Here is a 23744-nt window from a genome sequence, read left to right on the forward strand (position 1 = left end):
TGCCGGGTCGATGCCGTTACAGCCTGGGTTCGGTTCGTGTCTGGTAGCGACTGGCGGGGCGGTAGTCGTCCTCGTCCTCGTCCTCGAGACGCTCGCGCAGCGTACGCGGGTCGTCGTCGGCTGCGGACGCTGCGCGTCGCTGTTTCAGGCGACGCTCGATCGGCCAGCGCAGCGCCACCAGCGCGCCGTACAGCACAAATGCGATCAGGCCGTAGAGCGCCAGATCCGCAACGGCGCGCCAGGCGTTATTGCCGACGTTGAACAGCACATCCAACGCAGTAATCGCCACTGCCGGAGCGAACAGCTCCCGGGCAGGATCGACGATGGTTGGCGTCAGCAGCAGCACGGCGACGATCAATCGCAGCGGCTCGCGCAGCCAGCGCCACATAGGCCGCGTGATGCGAAACCACACCAGTAGACAACCCAGCGCTGCAATTCCGTAGGCTGTCCAGGCGAGCAAATAATCGTTGGCGAATAGGTACATGACAGTCTCTTGTGTGGGCCGGATACACATACCGGCGCGTGGCGGCGCGCATGATACCAGTCACGAGCCCGCCGGCAGCCAGCTTGCGATGTAATGGCGCTGGTCATGATGCATCTAACGCCGTATAAACGCTGAAAACAATAAAGGCCCAGCGCCCCCAATAGCGTGCCAAGCAGCCATACTTGTCACACGGATAAATCAGGAGAGCCATCATGACCTACCAGCATATTCTGGTCGCTGTCGACCTGACCGACGAATGTCACCCGGTCGTCGCACGAGCCCAGGCCCTGGCGACAGCGAGTGGCGCCAGGCTCGCATTGGTGCACGTCATCGAGCCCATGGCCATGGCCTTTGGCGGCGATGTTCCAATGGACTTGTCCATGCTTCAGCAACAGCAATTCGATCAAGCCCGTGAGCGCATGGCCGGTTTCGCCGACCGTTACCCCAGCCTGACCACTGAACAACGGCACCTGGCCTATGGCCAACCGCGCCAGGAAGTCCACCGTTTGGCCAAGGAGCAAGGCTGTGATCTAGTAGTAGTCGGCAGCCATGGCCGCCACGGCTTGGCGCTGCTGCTCGGATCTACCGCCAACGACATCCTCCACGGAGCGCCCTGTGATGTCCTGGCGGTCCGGCTGAAGAAACCTGAATAACCAACTGGATCGAGTGCCTGAGCCCTCCGGGCTCAGGCCATCTCTACGCCCTCACCGGCACTCATGACCATCGGCCTGATCTTCTTCAGCTGGGTTTCCAGCGAGTAGGTCAGGCTGGACGCCATGGAGAAGAAGGTAAGGAAGGCTTTCAGATTCGAGTCGCCGTGACAGGTGTCGTGGATACGCTGCCAGAACGCCTGGTTGACCAGCTGCAACTGCTGAAAGGACCGCACCAGCCCACGCAGCTCCCAGTCGGCATGACGGCCTTCGCGCAAATTGAAATACTGCCGAGCCAGGTAAAGCGAGACTGCCCGCAGCACGAACTCCTGATTGCTGGCGAACGGCAGATGCTGATGGGCCATCGGCTTGAGCCGGCCCAGGACCGGGCAAGCACTGGTGGCCATGATCACGCCGAGTAGCGCCCGCAGCCCCTCATCCAGCCCCACCAGCTTGTTGTACTCGCGCTCCGGTGTGCGTACCCGCACTTGCGCTTTTTTCACAGCCGGCAGGCCTTGGAAGTCTTCAATGACCCGATGCAGATCCACCGCAGCGGGACAATGCGTGAAATTCTCCCGGCTCAGTGGGCAATTGTTGCATTGCTGGTGATCCAGGCGCGTCCATTTAGGCGCCTGTGCGGCTGCCTCGTGATCGTAGCCACGGTCCAGTTCGATCCGATAGCTGAACTCATGTTCGTCGTCCAGGACGATGCGGTAATCAATTGCCATCTATGCTCCGTCCAGTGCTGACAGATGTCGTTGGTGTGTTCAGTGACAGTCCGCGTCCCGCCGGGCGGAACCTGTGAATTGCAACCATGGCGATTCCAGCCGGCGTATTCGCCTCAACCTTCCAGCTCGGCCCAACGCTCTAGCAACTCGTCGAGTTCTTTCTGCAACGTCTCTAGGCGAGCGAGGGTTTCGGCGGTGCGCTCGGCAGTCTGCTGATAGAACGAAGGTTGCGCAATTTCCGTCTGCAACGCAGCGATGCTTTTTTCGACTGCGTCTATTTTTCCCGGCAGTGCCTCTAACTCGCGCTGCACTTTGTAGCTGAGCTTCTTCTTGGTCGGGGCGGGTTCGACGGCCGATGCCGTGGGTTGGCCTTGCGACGTTTCGACCTTCGGCTCCTTCGTTTCCTTGGCCTCCGCTACCCCGAGCAGCCTGGGCGACCCGCCCTGACGCAGCCAGTCCTGATAACCACCGACGTATTCACGAACAACACCGTTACCCTCAAATACCAATGTGCTGGTAACCACATTGTCGAGAAATGCCCGATCGTGACTGACCATCAACACCGTGCCCTGGAAGGCGAGCAGGACCTCTTCCAACAGCTCGAGGGTTTCCACATCCAGATCGTTGGTCGGCTCGTCGAGTACCAGCAGGTTGGCCGGCTTGCTGAACAGCTTGGCCAGCAAGAGCCGTGCCCGTTCTCCGCCAGACAGGGCCTTTACCGGCGTGCGGGCGCGCTGCGGACTGAACAGAAAGTCGCCGAGATAGCTGAGCACGTGGCGGTTCTGGCCATCGATAGTGATGAAATCACGGCCCTCCGCAACGTTGTCGATAACGGTTTTTTCCAGTTCCAGCTGGTGACGCAACTGGTCGAAATACGCCACTTCCAGGCGGGTTCCGGCTTCCACCTTACCGCTGGTAGGTTGCAGGTCACCAAGCAACAGCTTAAGCAGCGTGGTCTTGCCGGTTCCGTTGGCACCAAGTAATCCGATGCGATCGCCGCGTTGTAGAACCATCGAGAAATCACGAATGAGCGGCTCACCGCCGGGATGGGCGAAGCTTGCATGCTCAACGACGATGACCTGCTTGCCAGATTTTTCCGCTGCATCGATCTGGATATTGGCCTTGCCCTGATGCTCCCGGCGTTCGCTGCGTTCGGCACGCAGTGCCTTGAGCGCACGTACGCGGCCTTCGTTGCGGGTACGACGGGCTTTGATGCCCTGGCGGATCCAGACCTCTTCCTGGGCGAGCTTCTTGTCGAACAGTGCATTGGCGGTCTCTTCGGCCGCCATCTGCTGCTCCTTGTGAACCAGGAAGCTGGCGTAGTCGCCATTCCAGTCGATCATATGGCCCCGATCCAGCTCCAGGATCCGGGTCGCCAGGTTCTGCAGGAATGCCCGGTCGTGGGTGATGAACAGCACGGCGCCGTTGAAACCGGTGAGCGCTTCTTCCAGCCAGGCGATCGCGCCGATATCCAGGTGGTTGGTAGGCTCGTCCAGCAGCAGCAGATCGGGCTCGGACACCAGGGCCTGAGCCAACAGGACACGCCGTCTCCAGCCGCCGGAAAGTTCGGCCAGGGTCTTGTCAGCCGGTAGTTGCAAACGGCTCAGGGTGCTGTCGACCAACTGCTGCAGGCGCCAGCCGTCCTTCGCTTCGAGTTCTTGCTGGACATGCATCAGCTTGTCCAGATCAGCTTCGTTCTGGATGTTCTGACTGAGGTGATGATAGTCGGCCAACAGCTGACCGACGCCGGCCAGGCCTTCCGCTACCACGTCGAATACGGTGCGTTCGTCTGCAAGCGGCAACTCTTGAGGCAGTTCACCGATCTTCAGGCCCGGCGCGCGCCAGATATCGCCGTCGTCCGGTAGCTGGCTACCCTTGACCAGGCTGAGCATGCTGGATTTGCCCGTCCCGTTGCGGCCGATGATGCAGACCCGCTCACCCCGCGCAATCTGCCAGGACACGCCGTCGAGCAATGGATTGTTGCCATAGGCGAGGGACACATTGGTCAACTTGAGCAGGGTCATGACTACCTCCGGAAAACAGGGCGCGCAGTCTAGCAGAACGCGCCTTGTCAGACGGTCACCATCGAGCGCGTTAAGTCCGTCAATACGGCCCCCTCGCTCAGGCTCTACACAACCGGCCAGCGCAATCCAACCGGGCGACCCAGGGGCACCGCGTCGCCCCACCCGTACGTTCGTCGGAACGTTCTACTTTGTGGGTTTGAAGCGCTTAATCCGCGTTTAACTGCTTGGCTTGCCGAGCTAAGCTAGCCGCAGCAATCTCCATGCCCCCGTCTTCGGAAGTCTCATGCGCGGTCGACTCTCCAGTATCTGTTTTTGCCTCTTGTTCGCTGCCGTTACCCTCCAGACCTCTCATGCCGCCAGCCTTCAGCAGCAACGGCAGTATTACGACGAAGCCAAGCGTGCCCTGGCCAAAGGGGACAGTGGGCCGTACCGGCGCTACGCAAGCGCACTGCAGGACTATCCGCTCGAGCCATACCTGGCCTACGACGAACTGACGGCACGACTGAAGACCGCCAGCAATGACGAGGTCGAGAAGTTTCTGGCCGAGCATGGCGACCTCCCTCAGGCCAGCTGGATGAAGTTGCGCTGGCTGCGGTTGCTGGCGGCCCGTGGCGATTGGCAGCCATTTGTGGCGCACTATGATCAGAAGATGAACTTCACCGAATTGGACTGCCTGTTCGGCCAGTACCAGCTTGCCAGTGGCCAGACGAAACAGGGCTACGAGACCGCCGAGCGGCTTTGGCTGGTCGGCAAGTCGCAGCACGACGCTTGCGATCCGCTGTTCGAGCGCTGGGAAAATGCCGGGCAGCTCACCGAGGCGTTGCGCTGGAAGCGCACCAAACTGGCGGTCGAGAGCGGAAACTATGGCCTCGCCAACTTCCTGATCAAAAGCCTGCCTACGATGAGCAAACAAGGCGAGCTGTTGGTCGACGTCGCGCAGAAACCACAGCTGCTTGATCAGACCGATCGTTTCCTGCCGCCTACCCAGGCCATGGGCGATATCGTCTCGATCGGCCTGCGCCGTTTGGCGCGCAAGGACCCGGAAAAGGCGCTCGGACTACTCGACAGCTACGCCAAGCGCCTGTCCTTCTCGCCGGAGGAGAAGGTTGCGATCGCTCGCCAGATCGGTCTTACCCTGGCCAAGCGTTTCGACGCCCGCGCGCTGCAGGTCATGGCCGAATATGATCCCGAACTACGTGACGATACCGTCAGCGAATGGCGCGCCCGTCTGCTGCTCCGTCTGGGGCGCTGGGAGGACGCCCATGCGCTGACTCAACGCTTCCCCGAAGAGCTCGCCAACAGCAACCGCTGGCGTTACTGGAAGGCGCGCAGCCTTGAACTCGCCAAACCCAACGATGAACGGGCCGCCCTGCTCTACCAGCCGGTTGCCGGCGAGCGCGACTTCTACGGTTTCCTCTCGGCTGACCGCATCCAGGCGCCTTACAAGTTCAACCATCAGCCGCTCGCGCTGGATCCGAAGGTTATCCAGAAGGTCCGCAACACCGCGGGCATCCGTCGCGCCATGGAATTCCATCACCGCGGGCAGATCGTCGATGGACGACGCGAGTGGTACCACGTCAGTCGGCTGTTCAGCCGCGACGAACTGGTCGCCCAGGCGCGCCTGGCCTACGAGATGGAATGGTACTTCCCGGCGATCCGCACCATCAGCCAGGCGAAGTATTGGGACGATCTGGATATTCGCTTCCCTATGGCCCATCGCAGCAGCCTGATCAACGCGGCCAAGTCTCGCGAACTCCATCCGAGCTGGGTATTCGCCATTACCCGTCAGGAAAGCGCGTTCATGGCCGACGCACGCTCCCATGTCGGGGCCACCGGCCTGATGCAATTGATGCCGGCCACCGCGAAGGAAACGGCCAGACGCTTCGGCATTCCGTTGTCCTCACCCCGGCAGGTGCTCAACCCCAACGTCAATATCCAGTTGGGTGCCGCTTACCTCAGTCAGATCTATGGTCAATTCAACGGCAACAGGGTGCTCGCATCCGCGGCCTACAATGCCGGCCCAGGCCGGGTTCGCCAGTGGCTGAAGAATGCCGAGCATCTACCGTTCGACGTATGGGTTGAAAACATTCCGTTCGATGAAACCCGCCAGTACGTACAGAATGTGCTGACCTATTCGGTTATCTATGGCCAGAAGCTCAACGCTCCGCAGCCACTGGTCGAATGGCATGAGCGTTACTTCGACAACCAGTGATGTCCCGAGCGGCAAGAGTAAGCGAAAGCAACGGGTAGTTTTCGAGCAAAGACGTACCCATCCTGCTCTGTGAGCTGCCCATTCCGGCAGGGCATCGATACGGCGTCCGTCACTCTGTCCGCCGTTCGCAAGCCCCGCCAGCCGTACTACGGAGTAAGAGCGACGCAGATGGACAGCGGGCCCCTCAGGCCTTGCGGCGGGCTTGGCTTCATATACGAGCAAGACGATCTACTGGCCGGAGCTAGTCTGCGTTCGGCCACTCGTCAAGCGGCTTGACGCAGCCAGCCGGAGCTACTCCAATACTTCGACTGGCATGCCCACTTTCAGCGTGCCGGTGCCTTCAGCGATGAGATTCTGGCCGAAAAACACGCCGCCATCGCCCTTGCGGTAGTTCATCAAGGTCGCGAGTGGCTCTCGGCTGGCATCTTTCTCGGCGTTGAGCGGATCTATGGTAGGGATGATGCAGCGTGAACAGGGCTTGACCACGCGAAACTCCATGTCACCGATGCGGATGCGGCGCCAGCTATCCTCGGCGTAGGGGGCCGAGCCGGCGATGACAAGGTTCGGCCGGAACCGTCGCATATCCAGCGACTGACCCACTCTGGCCGAGAGGTCGTCGAGCGATCCCTGGCCGATCAGCAGGAACGGAAAGCCATCGCTGAAGGCCGTCCGCTCGCCAACCCGCGCATAGTCCAGGTCGATCTGGATGCCATTGGCATTTGGCAGATATACCAGGCGACACGGACGATTGAGCAGCTGAGTCAGCCAAGCAGCCGCAGCATCACCGGCATCGGGCGTTTGCAGACTCTCGCGCCAGATCAGCACGCCGCGCGCAATGCTCTCCGGGCCAGGAACAGGCACTGGCAGATCATCCATGCCAGGGGCACTGAGCAGCAGTCCCCCGTCACCCTGCCATCGCGCTGCCAGCAATGCCATTCGCGGCAGCAGCCTCTGTGTCAGGAACTTCCCGGTTGCGGCATCCACCACCATCCAGCGCCGATCGCCGTACAAGCCGAGCTCGTCACACCACCCTTGGTCAAGCAACTCAGCGGAGCCGGACTTGAGCGGAAAGCGGTACAACGAGCAGAGGTGCATTCGAACTCCTCGGGCGGATGGGCAGGTCAGTTAGGTTCGTCCAGCAACAGGCGTTCGCGGACAACGTCCACCAGTTTCTCCGGCTGGAACTTGGAAAGGAAGTTGTCACAACCGACTTTCTTCACCATTGCCAGATTGAAACTTCCCGAAAGCGATGTATGCAGCACGACATGCAGGTCACGCAGGCGGGGGTCGTTGCGAATTTCGGTGGTGAGTCGATAGCCGTCCATCTCCGGCATTTCGGCATCGGTGAACACCATTAACAGACGATCGGTAAGCACCTCCCCAGCATCAGCCCAGGCCTTGAGCTTGTTCAAACCCTTCAAGCCGTCGCTGGCGGAGTGCACCGTGATGCCTAGCTGACTCAGGGTCTCGCGCAGTTGGGCCAGTGCAACGGTCGAGTCATCGACACAGAGCACCTCACGGCCCTTCGCGCGCTCGAGCAGCGGATCCGCCAGACGTTCCGGCGCGATGCTGGTGTCATAAGGGACGATCTCGGCAAGCACCTTTTCGACGTCAATGACTTCGACCAGCTGTTCATCGACTTTGGTGATCGCCGTGAGGTAGTGCTGACGGCCGGCTGTGCTCGGCGGAGGCAGAACCTCTTCCCAGTTGAGGTTGAGAATGCGATCCACACCGCCGACCAGGAAGGCCTGAGTCGAGCGATTGTACTCCGTCACGATGATGGTGCTGCGCTCATCCGGAACCAGCGGGCGCAGGCCAATGGCACGGGACAGATCGATGACCGGCAACGTCTGGCCGCGCAGGCTGACCACGCCGCACACCGAGCCATGGCGATGCGGCATGAGAGTCATCTTCGGTAGCTGCACCACTTCCTGCACTTTGAACACGTTGATCGCGAACTGCTGGCGGCCGGAGAGCCGAAACATGAGGATCTCCAGACGATTCTGCCCCACCAATCGGGTGCGTTGATCGACTGACTCGAGAATGCCGGCCATTGCGGGCTCCTTGGTGAATACGGGACTAAAGGTCTATCGGCCGCAAGCGTCCATGCTTTATCCATCGGAGCAAGTATTTATCGTCCTGCTTCGCCAAAACAGGCGGGGCACCAGTCAATACCGCTGTCAGGCGGGCTGGTGATCTTCGCGAAGCAGCGGTTCATCACGTAACAACGGGCTATCGGCAGGTAGATGCAGCCGCAACGCCCGGCGCCTCACCGAGAAACGCATGCGCTTTGCTGCGAAGGGCTCGCCATCGAGATTGATATCGATCTCGTCCGGCGCCTCGACCTCTAGCCATGGCACGCGCGCGGTTACCGAAACGGTATCGATTCCAAGCAGTCCGCCGCTCAGCAAGGTGCCTAGCGTTCCCACCGTATCGGCCGGCGCCGGAACGATGCAGATATCGAGCAAACCATCATCCACCGATGCCTGCGGGCAAAGCTGCTGACCGCCACCGGACTGGCGCCCGTTACCGATGCCCAAAGCGAGAAACTCACCCTCCCAGGTGAAATCAGGCCCTTCAAAACGCCCCCAGGCAGTACGCAGCTCGCTGAAGCGTGACAGGCCAGTCAGCAGATAGGCACTACCGCCCAGGACCCGCTTCAATTCGTTGGGGGTCGTAGCGGTCACTTTGGAGCCGAAGCCCCCGGTCGCCATGTTGATAAACGGCTCACCGTTCATTTCTCCAACGTCGACCCGGATTGGCTGGCGATTGAGCAACGTCAGGGCGTCGAAGGGTTCAAGCGGGATCTCGGCGGCATGCGCGAAATCATTGGCGGTTCCCAGTGGCAGCACGGCGAGGCTGGCCTCGGAGCCGCTATCGAGCAGCGCCTGCACCATCTCGCGCACGGTGCCATCTCCACCGCCAGCCACCAGCGTCTGGTAGCCCGCAGCGAGCGCCTCGTTCACCAGGCGCGCCGTGTCTCCCGGCTCCCACGTCACCCTCACGGCCAGCTCGTTTCCAAGTTGGCGCCATTCGTTGACAGCCGTGCGCACGTCCTCATTGAGCCCCTGCTTCCCGTGAAGGATGAGCATTGCCTTGGGTTCATTCATGCCAATCACTTCCATCTCGATATCCGTCAGATAGGACACACGGCAACCTACGAAAGTTGTGCTTCTGAATAGCGACAGGGCTTAAGCCGAGCCAAAAACAGCACCGACCACTGGTCAGCAGCCGGCGCTCCGAAATCCCATTCGCCAAATACATTTCATTTTTTATCTCTTAATTATCAATAGCTTAGGTGACACAGTTAATACTTACTGATTACTCAACACTTTGCAGCCTGTCGGTGAACTCATGACCTGGAAGGCGGTCGGAGCACTTGTCCAGTTGAAGGTTGCGATAGCTGCCTGCCATCAGAACCGCGGATCGCGGCGATCAAAACGAGTATTGAGCTAGCAATAGCCGTAGGAAGGAGCCTTGTATGCGCTTACAGTCCGTTGGAACCCTTGAGTACGCCCACCCCAGTTTTGTTGATTATTTTCTCGCCAGCGTCCGCCTGATTCATGGGCTGACGGCCGTGTTGCCGGGCGTTCTGTTGTTGCTGTTTCTGCCACTTGAGCTGCCGGCTGGCGGCGGAACCTTCAGCACCTTCCTGATGTTCTTCGGCGTGATCAGCGTGGTGATCTTTCAATCGGTCGGCATCTACAGTGAGGAGGTGTTCAGCACACTGCTGCGCTTTCGCACCATGCTGGTGGCCTGGGCCGCGGCGTTCAGCCTGTTGATTTTCATGCACCAGGGTCTGGGCATGTTCAGCTACCTGGAAGCCAAACACCTGACCTTCTGGTTCGTCACCAGCGGCGTTCTGTTCGGCGCCGAGCGGCTGATGATGCTTGCCTTGTTCCGCCGCCTGATGGCCAAGGGCGTCTATCTGCAGAACGCAGTCATCCTCGGGGGGACCGACAACGGCGTACGTGTCGCCGAGTACCTGGCTCATCACCGCGACATCCGCACCGGCGTTCTCGGTTTTATCGACGACCGCCTGGAGCGCTTGCCCAAGACGCTCGCCGATCTTCCGCTGCTGGGTAACACCCGTGACCTGGAGCAGATGATTCGTGAAGAAAAGGTCACTCAGGTGTTGGTCGCCCTGCCATGGTTCGCCGACAGCCGCATCGGTCAGGTCATCAGCGAGCTGCGCAAGCTGCCGGTCAACGTGCTGTTGGTACCGGATATGGTTGCCTTCCGTCATGCCAACAAGCGCATCACCGAAGTCGGTGGGCTGCCGACACTGATCGCCTCCGACCTGCCACTACGCGGCTGGTCGCCGATGTTCAAGCGCATCGAGGACATCATCCTCTCCAGCCTCGCTCTGCTGGCCGCGGCGCCCGTGATGCTGCTGTTGGCCCTGGCGATCAAACTGGACTCCCCCGGCCCGGTGCTGTTCAAGCAGAAGCGCTACGGCTACAACAACCGCTTGATCGAAGTCTTCAAGTTCCGTTCGATGTACCACGCCAAGTCCGATGCCAATGCCGAGCGGCAGACCACACGTGACGACGACCGCATTACCCGTGTGGGCCGCTTCATCCGTAAGACCAGCCTTGACGAGCTGCCCCAGCTACTCAACGTCTTCCTGGGCAGCATGTCCATGGTCGGTCCGCGTCCCCATGCAACCGCCACCAAGGCCGCCGGCGTGCTGTTCGAAGACGCCGTGTCGGAATATTCCGCCCGCCATCGCGTTAAGCCGGGCATCACCGGCTGGGCCCAGATCAATGGCTACCGCGGCGAGACCGACACCCTCGAAAAGATCGAAAAGCGCGTCGAGTTCGATCTGGACTACATCGAGCGCTGGTCGGTCTGGTTCGACATTTACATCCTCGCCCGAACCATCCCCGCCCTGCTGTTCAACAGGGACGTCTACTGACTGCCGCACGCATCGATAAGCACCACCACGGCAAAACGCCACATTTCATGCGCAAGCGCAGCAGGAAGATTGAACTAATGAAGCAAGCCATTATCAGATTTGCGTTCTGTGACACGCATGCTCACCAGCCCATGAATTCAGGGCTGCGAGGCTAAGCGAGATGTTTCAGAACATATTGATCGTCTGCGTCGGCAACATCTGCAGAAGCCCGGCGGGCGAAGCATTGCTGGCTCACAGACTCCAAGGGAAAGGCCTGACGATCAGTTCAGCAGGCATAGGTGCACTAGTAGGCAACCCAATGGACAAGACGGCACATGAGGTGCTTAGCGATCACGGATTGGAACACAGGTCCCACCGTGCTCGGCAGGTCGATAGCGAGATGCTTCACCAGGCGGACCTTATCCTCGCCATGGAGCAGAGCCACATTCAGCACATCCGCCAGATCGCGCCCGAAGTACATGGCAAGACCTTCCTGATGGGCAAATGGCTAGACGACATGGAAATCCCCGATCCTTTTCGTCAATCCAAGCCCGCATTCGAACATGTTCACAGCCTTCTGACGCAGTCCGTCGAAAGCTGGCTTCCTTACCTGAAATAAGAAGAAGGAACTTCAATGACCACTATGCCCCGCCCCATCTATGAGACCAAAGAGGACAAGGACATTGATCTGGCCCACCTCTTTGACACGTTCATCAACAACCGGGCCCTCATTCTCACCATAACCGGGTTCTTCGCGGCACTGGGTGTGGCCTACGCATTGTTGGCAACCCCGGTATATCTCGCCAGCGCAATGATCCAGATCCAGCCGAAAGGCGGGCTGCCAAGCCTCACCGACGTCGTGGGCACTGCACCGGCGGTCTCGCCGGCGCAGACGGAAATCGCACTGCTCAAGTCGCGCTCCGTTGTCGGCGGCGCGGTGGAAGCGCTGAACCTGGATATCATCATTGAACCGCACCATTTTCCAGTGATAGGCGGCTATGTGTTCCGCCGCTTCGAACCGAGCGAAGAGGGTGAGCTCGGTTGGTACCCGGATGGTTTCGAGTCGTATGCCTGGGGCGGCGAGTCGTTGCGCATCACCCATCTGATCGTGCCAGACAAGATGCATGGCGAAGAGCTGACGCTGGAAGCGGCTGAAAACAACGGCTTTATCCTGCGCGACACCGAAGGCGAAGTGGTTGTGCAGGGTATTGTTGGCGATCATATCGAGACGCCGGATTATGGAATCAGTGTAGCGGAGCTGAACGCACGGCCAGGCACGACCTTCACCGTAATCAAGAACCGTACTTACGCCACCACCGAGTCCTACCAGGAACGTCTGACTGCGGGTGAGCGAGGCAAGCAGTCAGGCATTCTCAACGTGACGCTCGAGGACACCGACCCGGACAAGGCTGTTCAGGTCCTGGAGAAAGTGGCCCAGCGCTACGTTGATCAGAACATTGCGCGCAACGCGGCAGAAGCAACGCAAAGTCTGGAATTTCTCAGCGAGCAGGTTCCGGAAGTCCGCAAGAAGCTCGATGCTGCTCAAACAGCCTTGAACGAATTCCAGACCGGCAACCGCTCGGTGGATATTTCTGCAGAAACCCAGTCTGTGCTGGACCGTATCGTCGACCTCGAGAGCCAGATTTCAGAGCAGAACCTCAAGCGCACTGAAATGGAGACGCGCTTTACCCGTCAGCATCCGAACTTCCAGTCGTTGATCAACCAGATCAACCAACTGGAGTCGCAGAAGGCTGAGCTGGAAAAGCAGATTGGCACCCTACCCTCTACCCAGCAGGAATTGCTGCGCCTGAACCGCGACGTCGAGGTATCGTCCGAAACCTACTCGATGCTGCTGAACAAGACTCAGGAGCTGGACATCATTCGCGCAGGTACCGTGGGTAACGTGCGTATCGTTGACCACGCCGCAGCCGATATCGACCAGCCGATCAAGCCGAACAAGCCGCTGATCGTTATCGTTGCCACTCTGCTTGGCGGCATTCTCGCGGTCGCCTTCGTCTATGTTCGCGAAGCGCTCAAGCGCGGCGTCGAGAACCCCGAGGAAATCGAGCGTGTCGGCATTCCGGTGTATGCCGCGATTCCCTTCAGCGAGAAGCAAGGGGCGCTGGAAAAGCGGCTGGCCAACTTCAAGCGTGACAAGAGCAGCGCCTCTTACCTGTTGACCATCAATGACCCGGCTGATCTGGCGACCGAGGCCATGCGCAGCCTGCGTACCAGCCTGCATTTCGCCATGATCGAGGCCAAGAACAACATCCTCATGATCACCGGCCCCAGCCCGGCAGTCGGCAAGTCATTCGTGACCAGCAACCTGGCGGCAGTAATCGCACAGTCCGGCAAAAGAGTACTGCTGGTCGATGCCGACATGCGCAAGGGCTACCTGCACAAAGTCATGCGTTGCCAGAGTGAAAAAGGTCTCTCGGATATCCTGTCCGGTCGCATCACGCTCTTTGACGCCATCCAGAAGACTCAACTCAACAACCTGCACGTCATTACGCACGGTCAGCTGCCGCCGAACCCATCCGAGTTGTTGATGCACGAGAACTTCTCTCGCTTCGTCAAGGAGATCAGCACTATGTATGACATGGTGATCTTCGATACGCCGCCGATCCTTGCCGTAACCGACGCGGCTCTCGTTGGTAGCCAGGCGGGTACTACGCTAATGGTGACCCGCTACGGCCTTAACGGAGTCAAGGAAATCGAGTTTGCCAAGCGCCGTCTCGAGCAAAATGGTCTGCTGGTCAAGGGCGTTATCTTCAACGCCGTGGTCCGCAAGGCGTCGACATACAGCGAGTACGGCTACTACCAGTACGACTACCAGAGCAAATAAAACGTGCTCGGCATCCTCGATGTCGAGCGATCAAACAGCGCTCTGCCATTAACTGATTCGCCGATCACCCGTCCCGTTCGCCCGCGCTCATCAGGCGAACGGCTCGCGGTGTATTTGATCGCGCCATCACAGCCAGTCCAGGCGCCACGCGCCACGCGCCATGGGAGGTCCAGGTAAATATGGAACGTCGCTCTCTTCCCCCTCTGCTCACTACGATACGGTTGATTGCCAGCCTGGCACTGATGAGCTGTGTATCACTTGCGCAGGCACAAGCCAGCGAAAAGAACGCCGGCATCGACCTGGTCGGCATCAACATGTCTGGCGCCAACTTCGCCCCGCATATAACACCCGGCAAAGTTGGCACTAACTACTTCTATCCGGAAAAGAAGTACTTCAAGTACTACGCGGACAAGGATATCCGTTTGATCCGCTTTCCCTTCCTCTGGGAGCGCCTGCAGCATGAACTGTACAAAGGCGTGAACTTCGACCAGATCCGCCTGCTCAGAAGAACGCTTGATTTCGCTGCTGAGCACAACCAGAAAATCATTCTGGACATGCATAACTATGGCCGATACAAGGGCAAGCTGATCGGCTCTCCTGAAGTGCCGTACGAAGCCTACGCCAGCGTCTGGCGGAAACTCGCGGAGGAGTTCAAGGATCATCCCGCGTTGTTGGGCTACGACATTATGAACGAGCCTCATTCGACCAAAGGGCTATGGCCAGCAGCTGCTCAAGCCGCCGTCGATGCCATCCGCCAGGTGGACATGAAGACTTTGATTTTCGTCGAAGGTGACCGCTGGGCCAGCACCTTTCACTGGCGCATGGTGAATGAGGACTTCCTGATCGAGGATCCCGCCGAGAAGATCATCTACGAAGGCCACCTGTACCTCGACAAGGATTTCTCTGGACGCTATGCAAACGACGAAACCGTTGACCCCATGCTGGGAGTGGAACGTGCACGCCCGTTCGTCGAGTGGCTGAAGGAAAACAACCTGAAAGGCTTTCTCGGCGAATACGGCGTACCCGGGAATTCTGAGTCGATGCTGGCCGCCATGGACAACCTGCTCGGCTACCTCAATGAAAATTGCATGCCCAGCGCCTATTGGGCCGGAGGCCCAGGCTGGGGGAAATATGTCCTTGCGGTTGAGCCCATCGACGGCAAGGACCGGCCGCAAATGCCGGTGCTGCAAAAACACATCTCAAATAACTGCACGGAGTTCGGGCCGACACCGCAGCAATAACTCGCTTGTTACCGCATCTACCGCCCGCCAGACAGTAGTCAGGTAAATGCGGTTGTCGGTCAGAAATCTTTGGCGACCCTCGAATTTCGACGCAACCCAGCCTCCAAATGATTGTCCAATTTTTGGACCGAGCATCAGCGGATTTAGCGCGAGCGGAACTCCATGACTCGGTAGCTATCGAACGCGTTCGGTTACTGACGCGCTGTCAGGCTTGGATTGACTCATTGAATCCAGCGACACACAGCGCAACGACGCATCGAAAGCACCGCCTGGCAATGTTAGATGGCTTGAGTTTGTTGCGGTGTAGTTAGTCTGGATAAATGGAAATGCACCTAAGGACCCAGGTGATGACAAACATCAGCTCAAAATTCTTTTATTTGCCATTGACCGTTCTGATGATCGTCTTGCACTTTTCGGTGTTTGGTGACAGCACGCATAACCCTATCGGCTTCAAGTATCTCAACGAAGCCTATCTGGCGATCTGCCTGGGTGCGTCGTTTCTTTTGCTACTTGCCAGTACAGACGAAGCGTCCAGAGAATTCCGCATCCTCATGTACTACGCGTTTTACAGCGTTTTCGTATTTACGGTGCTACCAGCTATATTTTCTTTTTATACCTTTGGTCAACCGATCATCTACGGGCTGATCGAGGAACGTCGAATACTTTTCACATTTGGTTTCGTACCGCTGCTTTTGCTTGCCAAGCACATCAGCACCCTCCAGTTTGAGCGCGCGCTGATCTATTCCGCACTCATCGCCGTATTCCTCTCGTGGTGTTTCAAATTCGGGCTGATCCCGGACTTGCGTGAAGAGCAGACATCCTGGGACCGCCCGGATCGCTCATCCATCGGTCCCTTTTTGATCTGCTTCGCCTATTTCTATTGCATCCAGGTTTGGGCGAAGGGCAAGTCGCTCATCAACGACGAGCAGCGCCAGCGAAATTTCTACCTCATCGTCGCCGCGGTGCTGTTGCTCACCCTGGTCTTCGCCACGCAGACCCGTCAGCTTATTGTCCTGTGCCTGGCCTTCACGATGTTCTCGCTGAGAGCCAAAGCCGTCATTTGGGCAGCCTCGTTTTGCGTCTTGCTTTCGCCGCTCTATTTTTATCCTGAGCTGCTTGAGGTCCTCGGACTGAACGTAGAGTTCTATGAAAGCAGCCTGGATGGTGATGTGGAGGATGGCGTACGGCCCCATACGATCGCGTCGGTATTCAGGCATTTGGATCTGGTCAACTGGTTACCAAGCGGTTCGCTGTCCCTGATGTGGCAGGACGGTTTTATCCCCTATTTCGGCGAACACTTCTTCCTCTCCGATATCGGAATTATCGGCACGCTTTTTCGCTTCGGCTTTTTGACCTTTTTGCTGGTCCCACTATCGCTGTACATCTACCAGCGCATCGCTAGAAACATCAGTGCTGATATGAGTTTCATCTATCCGGTGATGCTCGCAATGTTCGTGATATGGCCGCTCTCCGGTCTCTTCGAATATGCGCAACCTGTAGTTTGTATGCTTTTCGTTATTCATGCTCTGAGAGCACGCCATCTTCGCAGCAAGGAACGAGTACATGAACGTCGCACTTATTCTCAACTACAAAGCTGCTACTGAAACCATCAGCTGCGCTGAAAGCTTGCTCGCTCATTGCACGACGATCGATCACATCGTCATCGTCGATAACGATTCGCAGGATGGATCCGCCCTTGCCTTTCAGCAATGGCTGGACGAAAAGGCGTACCCGACCGTGACCTTGCTCTGCAATCCGGAAAACAACGGATATGCCGGTGGCAATAATTATGGCCTTCGCTGGGCGATGGAAAATCTACAGCCAACGTACTTCTGGGTCGTCAATAACGACACCTACGTAGACAGTGACGCCTTTTCGCCGTTGCTCGAGGCGCTGCAGCGCAATGATCGACAGTTCGTCGGCTCGCTCGTACTCAGTGCCGACACCGGACGTCTCGAATGCTATGGCGGCGGCAAACTGTATCCGATCCTAGGCAAGGCTCGGCTGCTTGGAAAGAACCAGAGCATCGAAGCACTGCAGCAGCAGAATCTTCAGCACGCCCCGGATTACATAATGGGCTGCAGCCTTGCGTTTTCCGCTGCGCTGACCGAAGAAATCGGCCTGATGGATGAAGATTACTTCATGTATTTCGAAGAGGTGGATTGGCAATACCGCGCCAGGCGCTTCGGTATTTCCATCAAGGTCATCCCTGAAAGCCGCCTGTTTCACTACGGCTCCCTCAGCCTGGGTAGCCGCTCGGCGTTTTATCACTATTACCGCAACCGCGCGGCCACCCGTTTCAACAAGCGTTTTTACGGGTCGATCTTCGCAGTAACTTCCGCATTCTTTCTCTCGGCCGTTACAACTATCAAGGAATACAGGAATCCCACCCTCGCCTGGTCGGGTATCAAGGGCGCCTTCAAGGGAGTAGCAATGAGTGTCAAGTGATACTAATGCATTCGGAATCAACTTCTATTCCGGCAATAAGAAAACTTTATTGACTTGCATCCGTGAGGGCATCAAGCAGCCCTACTCGTTTGTGGTGACGCCAAACGTTGATCATCTCGTGCAACTGGAGGATGACCCACAGCTGCGTGATGCATATGCCAAAGCGCGCTGGAGGCTCTGCGACAGCCGCATCCTTCTGTCACTACTGGGCCGCCTGGGTGTTCATCTCGACGAAGCCATTCCGGGCAGTGATCTCACCCTGGATCTGCTCAAGTGGGCGAACGATGAGCGCTTGCGGGTGGTTCTGATCGGTTCATTGCAGACCGAAGCCGACAAGCTTCGAGCGATCTACCCCGGCATCGATCTTTATCACTACAACCCGCCAATGGGGTTTATCAAAAACCCGGAAGAAGTGGAGCGCTGCCTGCAGTTCGTTCGCGAGAATCCGTCGGACCTGGTTCTGTACGCCGTGGGCACGCCGCGCGGAGAAGTTCTGGCCGCGGCGACTCAACCCCATGAGCGGTCGGGTATGGGATTTTGCATCGGCGCCTCGATTTCCTTCGCAACAGGCACGATCAAGCGAGCACCGAAATGGATGCGCGAGTACAAGCTCGAATGGCTCCATCGCATGTGCATGGAACCTCGCCGTCTGGCCAAACGTTACTTCGCCGACGCGGTGTACATCGTGCCCGCTTATCTACGAGAAAAAAGCGCCCGATTAAAAGCCAGTCCTGCGAAACAGGAGTCTTGAACGGATATCGATCAATTGGCCATCGCATGCGGGTCACTCCGTTACGCTGGTTAGCTCGAATAACCGAATCCACGCGCCATGAACAATGCGCTGCTATTCCAGGTCCTGCACCTCGGTATAGCAACTCAGAAACATCACTGAAAACCTAACCTCATACAGGGAAGACAATGAAAGCGATCATCACGGGTATTACGGGACAAGACGGCGCTTACCTGGCAGAGCTCCTGTTGGAAAAAGGCTACACCGTATACGGCACCTTCCGTCGTACCAGTTCGGTAAACTTCTGGCGTATCGAAGAGCTGGGCATCGATAAACATCCCGACCTGCATCTCGTTGAGTATGACCTGACCGATCTGTCGTCCAGCATTCGTCTGTTGCAGAACACCGGCGCAACCGAGGTGTACAACCTCGCGGCTCAAAGTTTCGTGGGCGTTTCCTTCGAGCAGCCGTTGACCACCCTCGACATTACCGGTGCGGGCGCCGTGAACCTGCTGGAGGCGATCCGCATCGTCAATCCGAAAATCCGCTATTACCAGGCGTCGACCTCCGAAATGTTCGGTAAGGTCCAGGCCATTCCACAAGTGGAAACCACGCCCTTCTACCCGCGCAGCCCGTACGGCGTTGCCAAGCTTTATGCACACTGGATGACAATCAACTACCGGGAGTCTTACGGCATCTTCGGCTGCAGCGGCATCCTGTTCAATCACGAGTCGCCTCTGCGCGGCCGGGAGTTCGTGACTCGGAAAATCACCGATTCGGTGGCGAAGATCAAACTCGGCCAACTGGATGTACTTGAGCTTGGCAACATCGACGCGAAACGTGACTGGGGTTATGCCAAGGAGTACGTCGAGGGCATGTGGCGCATGCTGCAGGCCGACGAGCCCGACGTTTTCGTACTGGCAACCAACCGTACCGAAACTGTTCGCGATTTCGTGACACTGGCTTTCAAGGCGGTCGATGTCGAACTGCAATGGGAAGGCTCCGGTGAGCAGGAGCAAGCGATTGATGCCGCGACGGGCAAGGTCGTTGTTCGGGTCAATCCAAAGTTCTACCGCCCAGCAGAGGTCGACCTGCTGATCGGCGATCCGCAAAAAGCCAAGGACGTGCTCGGCTGGGAACCCAAGACTTCGCTGGAGCAGCTGTGCCGCATGATGGTCGACGCCGACTTGCGCCGCAATCAGCAGGGCTTTTCGTTCTAAGGTATCGACCTGGCTGGAGGTGCCGAACCAAGAGCGTGCTGTCGTGGGAGCCGCGCGGGCCAACCACTATCCTGTGCGCACTCGCTCCTCCAGCTGCCGGGTTCATATGACCGACTGAGGCGTTACGCCGGGCCAAAGCTCGGCGGTTCGGCTTCAGGGGCCCCGTCCAGCCGACCGTAACCGGGACGCAACATCCCAAGGCTAAACCAGGGATAAATCGCTTCACTGAAACTGGAATTTCATCCTATCGGGAAGATCATGCGTAAAGTGCTGATTACCGGCGTCACCGGTTTTACCGGTCGCTACATGGCAGCAGAGTTAGCAGGCCGGGGCTATGAGGTCCACGGCCTTAGCTATCGCCAACCCGTGGGCACACTGCCTACGGCTGTCTCAGCCATCCACTGCTGCTCATTGAATGACGCAGAGACGCTGCGAACCCTGCTGATAGAAATACGCCCGACCTATGTCGTCCATCTGGCTGCCGTGTCTTTCGTTGCGCACACCGATGCGGATGCCATCTACCAGGCAAACCTGCTCGGCACTCGTCATCTGCTCGAAGCACTACGTGCGACAGCAATCGACGTCGAAGGCGTACTGCTCGCCAGTAGTGCGAATGTCTATGGAAACACGACCGAAGGCGTCCTCGACGAGTCCGCTCCCTTTGCCCCCGCCAATGATTACGCGGTGAGCAAGGCCGCAATGGAATTTCTTGCGAGGTTGTATCACGGAAGCTTGCCGCTGATTATCAGCCGGCCCTTCAACTACACCGGTGTCGGCCAGGCTGAGCAATTTCTAATACCGAAAATTGTCGCGCATACACGTCGCCACGCAGACGTGATCGAACTGGGGAACCTGGATATCGCCCGCGACTTCTGCGATGTCCGCCAGGTTGTCCAAGCCTATCGGCGACTACTGGAGAGCCCCGAGGCAATTGGCGAAACGGTCAACATCTGTTCAGGCTCGGCGTATACCCTTGAATATGTGCTTGAACAAGCTGCGGCTATATCCGGCCACCGAATGGAAGTCAGGGTGAATCCGGCCTTCGTACGTAGCGCTGATGTGAAGAACCTGTTCGGCTCCAGGGCAAAACTGGATTCACTTATTGGCGACCTGCCCCGAGTTGAACTACGCGACACGCTGCGCTGGATGATCGAATATCAGCCCGCGCGTTGACGCGTGATCCGTTAAAGCTCATTCCCTGGTGTGGTAATGCATCAGCCGAGCGGCGATTGTTTAACGCAAGCCGCTTCTTTTTTGGCTGACGAGCGCCGGCCAGACCGATGACGCTTATTGCAATTCAAGGTGTTAAATCGAAGCGCCACTTGCCGTCCAGACATACTCGATTGTCGGAATTCAGAACTTCAAATATGCCTATTGTCCGTTCTAGACGGCCTCTATCGCATCGCATCGCAGTGCTCTCAGCGCGACCAATTCATTTCTGCATGCCGTCTTGAACCCAATAGAAACGGAGCGGTCTATGGCTACTGTGAGCAGCAAAGCGCCTGTTCCAGTCTGGTGAAACTACCAGACAGGGTTGAGCGGAACCTGCCGGTAGCTCATCCGGAACACGTCTCACGCTTGAGTCGAAGAAGTACTCCTTCCAGGGCTTTGCAGTAGCGACACCAGGAGAAGCAGATATTGAGTTCGTTCTTGCGCTTTCGAGGCGATCACCGCCAGATTTCGATAGACGAATCAATTGCGCTCGTTCCTTAAGTAAAAGTGAATCCCGCTGTTTTCACTTCGTAAAAACAACTATTCCGTCAAGGATGAAGAACCATGAAACCATTATTTGCTCTTGCTTTCTCTTCCGCGCTGGCGCTCCAAGGATGTGTTTTTTCGCCCGGCCAATACCTTGACCCAGACGAGTTCAAGGACGGCGCGGAATCGGAAGATGGCACCGTACAGCTTATTCGCATCACGCCCGACATGCTCAAGGGCGAACTGTCTTCCGACCAGGGCACATCCAGCAAGCAGGAGCTGCTCGACTACAAACCCGAGGCGTACCGCATCGGCCCAAACGACCTTCTCTACATCACCGTCTGGGATCATCCCGAACTGACCGCGCCATCCGGCCCACAACAGCAGCTTGATGCCAACGGCCGTCTGGTCCGCCCTGACGGAACCCTCTTCTATCCTTATATCGGTAACGTCGATGCGGCAGGTCGCACCATCGAAGAGCTACGCTCACACATCGCGCGCCGCCTCGCCAATTACATTGATAGCCCACAGGTTGATGTCAGCCTGCTGCGCTACGGCAGCCAGCGCATCGTGTTATCCGGCGCGTTCACTACCGCCGGTGAAGTACCGGTAACAACCGCCCCGATGACCATCGTTCAAGCGATCAGCCAAGCCGGAGTCGACACCGAAACCGCTGACCTTTCCGGCCTGATGCTCAAGCGCGACGGCCGCGAGTACATGCTCAACCTCGACGACCTGAACCGACCCGACTCCTGGCTGCATCAGGTATACCTGAAGGACGGCGACCAGCTGCACCTGCCCTACAACGATCAGAAGAAGATCTACGTATTGGGTGAAGTCACCGAGCCTCAGGCCCTCAGCTTCAAGGCAACGAGCTATAACCTGATGGATGCGATCGGTACTGCTGGCGGGATTCGCCAGGAAACCGCGGATGGCGAAGCGGTATATGTCATTCGTGGCGCGGAGAACATCGCCACCGAGCAAGCCACGGTCTTCCAGCTGAACGCCAAGTCTCCGACCGCCTTCGCCCTGGCCAAGAGCTTCCCGCTCCAACCGCAGGACGTCGTATTCGTGGGGCCGGCAGGCATCACCCGTTGGAACCGCTTCATCAGCCAGCTGCTACCATCGGCTGCATTCGTCGGAACCGGTGCCGCATTCAACCGTTGATGGCGTAACAGACATCAGGCCGGCCCTGGCCTGATGTACAGAACCGCAGCTAGCCCACCGGGCGGCTGCGGTTTTTTATTGCTTGCTGGACTGGTTACCGCCACGCAAGCCACCGCCGTGAAGGGGCCGGCAATCAAACCCCACAGATCACGGGGCTTCTAACTGGCTACTCAGTTGGAATTGTCGGATCATCTTCGAACATGTCGATGTCTTCATCAGTGACCTCCGTCTCCTCGGGGTCAGACATCGGAGCATCGTTGATACTGGCACCGTCTGGATCTCCAGGCAGGGGTGCATCGGCATCAGAATCATTCGCCGCCATCAGCCTAGTGAACACCATGGATTCATCTTGCATGCTTCACCTCGCAGCGAGGCCCCCAATGGCCTCTGCGAATATCGAACGGCGAAGCTGCGATTGGTGCTGAACCACCAGTCGGAGCAGCGAAGCGCCGCCGCAGTACTGAATCCTCAACAGTTCGGCAACCGCTTATCCAGCCTCGCTTCTGATCGCCGGTTAGCTGTCGTCTAGCACTACCCGTATCGCATCAGCCCGATTTTCATCGTTAGAGAAATGGTGGGACGGCGGATGAGTTATGCACTCACACCTTACAAATACTAAGCATTCGCATTAACATCCGCATCTTCAACAACAGCGAATGGAAATGCATATGTTCTGCCGCACAGCCTTGCACCCGCTTTTCGTGGCATTACGCACTGCGAGCCTCGCCATACCGGCTGTACCCCACAACGCCACCAACCTGAAAGACGGAGGTTATTACGCCACCTGTCTGTCGCATGGTGTCCGCTTCGTCCGCAATCGCAGGACGGTGATCGGCACCGTCAGCTACAGCTACAGCTACAGCTTCTGATGGGCTGGCTCTGGAGACCACACCGATGACCACCTTCGTATCTTCCCGCCTCGCCAATCTGGCCGGACGTGTTTCTGCCGCCCTGTTGGGCGGCTATGCATTGGCCTTTGGTTTCACAGCTTTTTTCTCTGTGTACTTGCCAATGCCTAGACCTGACCGGGTAGTGACAGCCAGTCTGCTCTGTTTCGCCGTCTGGGTGGGGGCGGTCATTTACGCCTTCGCGGCTAAAAGCGCCTTGCACGCCTGGTTACTGATTGCCGGACTGGCCGCCCTCTTCTGCCTGGGTGCTTACCTGCCCGTCGAGTGGAGGACCCGTCCATGACTCTTCGCCAATCAATGGCCGGGCTGCATACCTGGGGCGGCTTATTGCCCAGCTGGTTACTGTCCGTGATCATTTTCGCCGGCACCCTGGCCTGTTTCGATAAAGAGCTGGAGCGTTGGATGCGGCCTGCGTTGCATACGCAGACGGCATCGATGACCGCCGATGACATCGGCAACTGGGTTCAGGCGAACGTTCAGGAACAGCTACAC

At 57.9% G+C, this 23744-nt stretch carries 22 protein-coding genes; 15 read left to right on the forward strand and 7 right to left on the reverse strand.

The window, feature by feature from the left end; genetic code table 11:
• Window positions 1-16: 16 nt before the first annotated feature.
• Window positions 17-484: an MFS transporter gene (locus tag DQ405_RS09685; protein WP_168424017.1), complete on the reverse strand. Its 468-nt coding sequence runs from the start codon at window positions 482-484 to the stop codon at window positions 17-19.
• A gap of 212 nt (window positions 485-696) precedes the next feature.
• On the opposite strand from DQ405_RS09685, the gene DQ405_RS09690 reads away from it, so the two are divergent.
• Window positions 697-1137: a universal stress protein gene (locus DQ405_RS09690; protein WP_168424018.1), complete on the forward strand. Its 441-nt coding sequence runs from the start codon at window positions 697-699 to the stop codon at window positions 1135-1137.
• 32 nt (window positions 1138-1169) lie between these two features.
• On the opposite strand, the gene DQ405_RS09695 is transcribed toward DQ405_RS09690, so the two are convergent.
• Together DQ405_RS09695 and DQ405_RS09700 are read right to left on the reverse strand one after the other, a co-directional pair.
• A complete protein-coding gene (locus DQ405_RS09695) occupies window positions 1170-1862 on the reverse strand; it encodes a DUF6901 family protein (RefSeq protein ID WP_168424019.1) in 693 nt (230 codons plus the stop codon).
• Window positions 1863-1975: 113 nt separating this feature from the next.
• Window positions 1976-3886, reverse strand: a complete 1911-nt coding sequence (locus tag DQ405_RS09700; RefSeq protein WP_168424020.1) for an ATP-binding cassette domain-containing protein — start codon at window positions 3884-3886, stop codon at window positions 1976-1978.
• Window positions 3887-4169: 283 nt separating this feature from the next.
• Between DQ405_RS09700 and DQ405_RS09705 the strand changes: the two genes are divergently transcribed.
• Complete coding sequence (locus DQ405_RS09705; protein ID WP_168424021.1) at window positions 4170-6098, forward strand: transglycosylase SLT domain-containing protein; 1929 nt, start codon at window positions 4170-4172, stop codon at window positions 6096-6098.
• A gap of 291 nt (window positions 6099-6389) precedes the next feature.
• Here DQ405_RS09705 and DQ405_RS09710 read toward each other — a convergent pair whose 3' ends face one another.
• The 3 genes from DQ405_RS09710 to yegS form a co-directional block, all read right to left on the reverse strand.
• Window positions 6390-7193, reverse strand: a complete 804-nt coding sequence (locus DQ405_RS09710; protein ID WP_168424022.1) for an MOSC domain-containing protein — start codon at window positions 7191-7193, stop codon at window positions 6390-6392.
• Window positions 7194-7219: 26 nt separating this feature from the next.
• Complete coding sequence (locus DQ405_RS09715) at window positions 7220-8152, reverse strand: chemotaxis protein CheV (RefSeq protein ID WP_168424023.1); 933 nt, start codon at window positions 8150-8152, stop codon at window positions 7220-7222.
• Window positions 8153-8278: 126 nt separating this feature from the next.
• Window positions 8279-9208, reverse strand: coding sequence for a lipid kinase YegS (yegS, locus tag DQ405_RS09720; protein ID WP_168424050.1), 930 nt, complete (start codon window positions 9206-9208; stop codon window positions 8279-8281).
• Window positions 9209-9579: 371 nt separating this feature from the next.
• Between yegS and DQ405_RS09725 the strand changes: the two genes are divergently transcribed.
• From DQ405_RS09725 to DQ405_RS09770, 10 genes are all read left to right on the forward strand, one after another.
• On the forward strand, window positions 9580-11016 hold the full coding sequence (locus DQ405_RS09725; protein WP_168424024.1) for an undecaprenyl-phosphate glucose phosphotransferase: 1437 nt from the start codon (window positions 9580-9582) through the stop codon (window positions 11014-11016).
• 160 nt (window positions 11017-11176) lie between these two features.
• Entirely contained in the window at window positions 11177-11614 is a 438-nt protein-coding gene (locus DQ405_RS09730; protein ID WP_168424025.1) for a low molecular weight protein-tyrosine-phosphatase, read from the forward strand.
• A 15-nt stretch (window positions 11615-11629) separates the two neighbouring features.
• Window positions 11630-13840 (forward strand): polysaccharide biosynthesis tyrosine autokinase, encoded by a 2211-nt coding sequence (locus DQ405_RS09735; protein WP_168424026.1) that lies wholly within the window; start codon window positions 11630-11632, stop codon window positions 13838-13840.
• A 179-nt stretch (window positions 13841-14019) separates the two neighbouring features.
• Complete coding sequence (locus DQ405_RS09740; protein WP_168424027.1) at window positions 14020-15081, forward strand: glycoside hydrolase family 5 protein; 1062 nt, start codon at window positions 14020-14022, stop codon at window positions 15079-15081.
• A 347-nt stretch (window positions 15082-15428) separates the two neighbouring features.
• Window positions 15429-16685: a hypothetical protein gene (locus tag DQ405_RS09745; RefSeq protein WP_168424028.1), complete on the forward strand. Its 1257-nt coding sequence runs from the start codon at window positions 15429-15431 to the stop codon at window positions 16683-16685.
• Entirely contained in the window at window positions 16645-17529 is an 885-nt protein-coding gene (locus DQ405_RS09750; RefSeq protein ID WP_168424029.1) for a glycosyltransferase family 2 protein, read from the forward strand. Before DQ405_RS09745 ends, DQ405_RS09750 begins: the two co-directional genes overlap by 41 nt.
• Window positions 17519-18280, forward strand: a complete 762-nt coding sequence (locus DQ405_RS09755; RefSeq protein WP_168424030.1) for a WecB/TagA/CpsF family glycosyltransferase — start codon at window positions 17519-17521, stop codon at window positions 18278-18280. Before DQ405_RS09750 ends, DQ405_RS09755 begins: the two co-directional genes overlap by 11 nt.
• Before the next feature lie 167 nt (window positions 18281-18447).
• Window positions 18448-19479, forward strand: a complete 1032-nt coding sequence (gmd, locus tag DQ405_RS09760; protein ID WP_168424031.1) for a GDP-mannose 4,6-dehydratase — start codon at window positions 18448-18450, stop codon at window positions 19477-19479.
• 258 nt (window positions 19480-19737) lie between these two features.
• Window positions 19738-20652, forward strand: coding sequence for a GDP-mannose 4,6-dehydratase (locus DQ405_RS09765; RefSeq protein WP_168424032.1), 915 nt, complete (start codon window positions 19738-19740; stop codon window positions 20650-20652).
• A 603-nt stretch (window positions 20653-21255) separates the two neighbouring features.
• On the forward strand, window positions 21256-22344 hold the full coding sequence (locus DQ405_RS09770; protein WP_168424033.1) for a polysaccharide biosynthesis/export family protein: 1089 nt from the start codon (window positions 21256-21258) through the stop codon (window positions 22342-22344).
• Window positions 22345-22510: 166 nt separating this feature from the next.
• Here DQ405_RS09770 and DQ405_RS09775 read toward each other — a convergent pair whose 3' ends face one another.
• Window positions 22511-22699, reverse strand: a complete 189-nt coding sequence (locus tag DQ405_RS09775) for a hypothetical protein (protein WP_168424034.1) — start codon at window positions 22697-22699, stop codon at window positions 22511-22513.
• Window positions 22700-23012: 313 nt separating this feature from the next.
• Here DQ405_RS09775 and DQ405_RS09780 point away from each other — a divergent pair, with 313 nt between their 5' ends.
• The 3 genes from DQ405_RS09780 to DQ405_RS09790 form a co-directional block, all read left to right on the forward strand.
• Window positions 23013-23213 (forward strand): hypothetical protein, encoded by a 201-nt coding sequence (locus DQ405_RS09780; protein ID WP_168424035.1) that lies wholly within the window; start codon window positions 23013-23015, stop codon window positions 23211-23213.
• A gap of 25 nt (window positions 23214-23238) precedes the next feature.
• Window positions 23239-23535 carry a DUF3649 domain-containing protein gene (locus DQ405_RS09785; protein ID WP_168424036.1) on the forward strand — a complete coding sequence of 99 codons (297 nt, stop codon included), beginning with the start codon at window positions 23239-23241 and terminating at the stop codon, window positions 23533-23535.
• Window positions 23532-23744: PepSY domain-containing protein (locus DQ405_RS09790; RefSeq protein WP_168424037.1), on the forward strand; the 213-nt coding region annotated here is incomplete at its 3' end. The genes DQ405_RS09785 and DQ405_RS09790, both read left to right, overlap by 4 nt.

This window comes from Pseudomonas sp. SST3 (genome assembly GCF_003325755.1).

Bases quoted from the DNA above. Each gene is read 5' to 3' on its own strand.
- DQ405_RS09745 (WP_168424028.1), top strand. From the start codon at position 15,429: ATGACAAACATCAGCTCAAAATTCTTTTATTTGCCATTGACCGTTCTG.
- DQ405_RS09715 (WP_168424023.1), bottom strand. From the start codon at position 8,152: ATGGCCGGCATTCTCGAGTCAGTCGATCAACGCACCCGATTGGTGGGG.
- DQ405_RS09725 (WP_168424024.1), top strand. From the start codon at position 9,580: ATGCGCTTACAGTCCGTTGGAACCCTTGAGTACGCCCACCCCAGTTTT.
- DQ405_RS09705 (WP_168424021.1), top strand. From the start codon at position 4,170: ATGCGCGGTCGACTCTCCAGTATCTGTTTTTGCCTCTTGTTCGCTGCC.
- DQ405_RS09770 (WP_168424033.1), top strand. From the start codon at position 21,256: ATGAAACCATTATTTGCTCTTGCTTTCTCTTCCGCGCTGGCGCTCCAA.
- DQ405_RS09775 (WP_168424034.1), bottom strand. From the start codon at position 22,699: ATGCAAGATGAATCCATGGTGTTCACTAGGCTGATGGCGGCGAATGAT.
- DQ405_RS09730 (WP_168424025.1), top strand. From the start codon at position 11,177: ATGTTTCAGAACATATTGATCGTCTGCGTCGGCAACATCTGCAGAAGC.
- DQ405_RS09765 (WP_168424032.1), top strand. From the start codon at position 19,738: ATGCGTAAAGTGCTGATTACCGGCGTCACCGGTTTTACCGGTCGCTAC.
- DQ405_RS09740 (WP_168424027.1), top strand. From the start codon at position 14,020: ATGGAACGTCGCTCTCTTCCCCCTCTGCTCACTACGATACGGTTGATT.
- gmd (WP_168424031.1), top strand. From the start codon at position 18,448: ATGAAAGCGATCATCACGGGTATTACGGGACAAGACGGCGCTTACCTG.
- DQ405_RS09735 (WP_168424026.1), top strand. From the start codon at position 11,630: ATGACCACTATGCCCCGCCCCATCTATGAGACCAAAGAGGACAAGGAC.
- DQ405_RS09710 (WP_168424022.1), bottom strand. From the start codon at position 7,193: ATGCACCTCTGCTCGTTGTACCGCTTTCCGCTCAAGTCCGGCTCCGCT.
- DQ405_RS09690 (WP_168424018.1), top strand. From the start codon at position 697: ATGACCTACCAGCATATTCTGGTCGCTGTCGACCTGACCGACGAATGT.
- DQ405_RS09750 (WP_168424029.1), top strand. From the start codon at position 16,645: ATGAACGTCGCACTTATTCTCAACTACAAAGCTGCTACTGAAACCATC.
- DQ405_RS09785 (WP_168424036.1), top strand. From the start codon at position 23,239: ATGACCACCTTCGTATCTTCCCGCCTCGCCAATCTGGCCGGACGTGTT.
- DQ405_RS09685 (WP_168424017.1), bottom strand. From the start codon at position 484: ATGTACCTATTCGCCAACGATTATTTGCTCGCCTGGACAGCCTACGGA.
- DQ405_RS09695 (WP_168424019.1), bottom strand. From the start codon at position 1,862: ATGGCAATTGATTACCGCATCGTCCTGGACGACGAACATGAGTTCAGC.
- DQ405_RS09700 (WP_168424020.1), bottom strand. From the start codon at position 3,886: ATGACCCTGCTCAAGTTGACCAATGTGTCCCTCGCCTATGGCAACAAT.
- DQ405_RS09780 (WP_168424035.1), top strand. From the start codon at position 23,013: ATGTTCTGCCGCACAGCCTTGCACCCGCTTTTCGTGGCATTACGCACT.
- yegS (WP_168424050.1), bottom strand. From the start codon at position 9,208: ATGAATGAACCCAAGGCAATGCTCATCCTTCACGGGAAGCAGGGGCTC.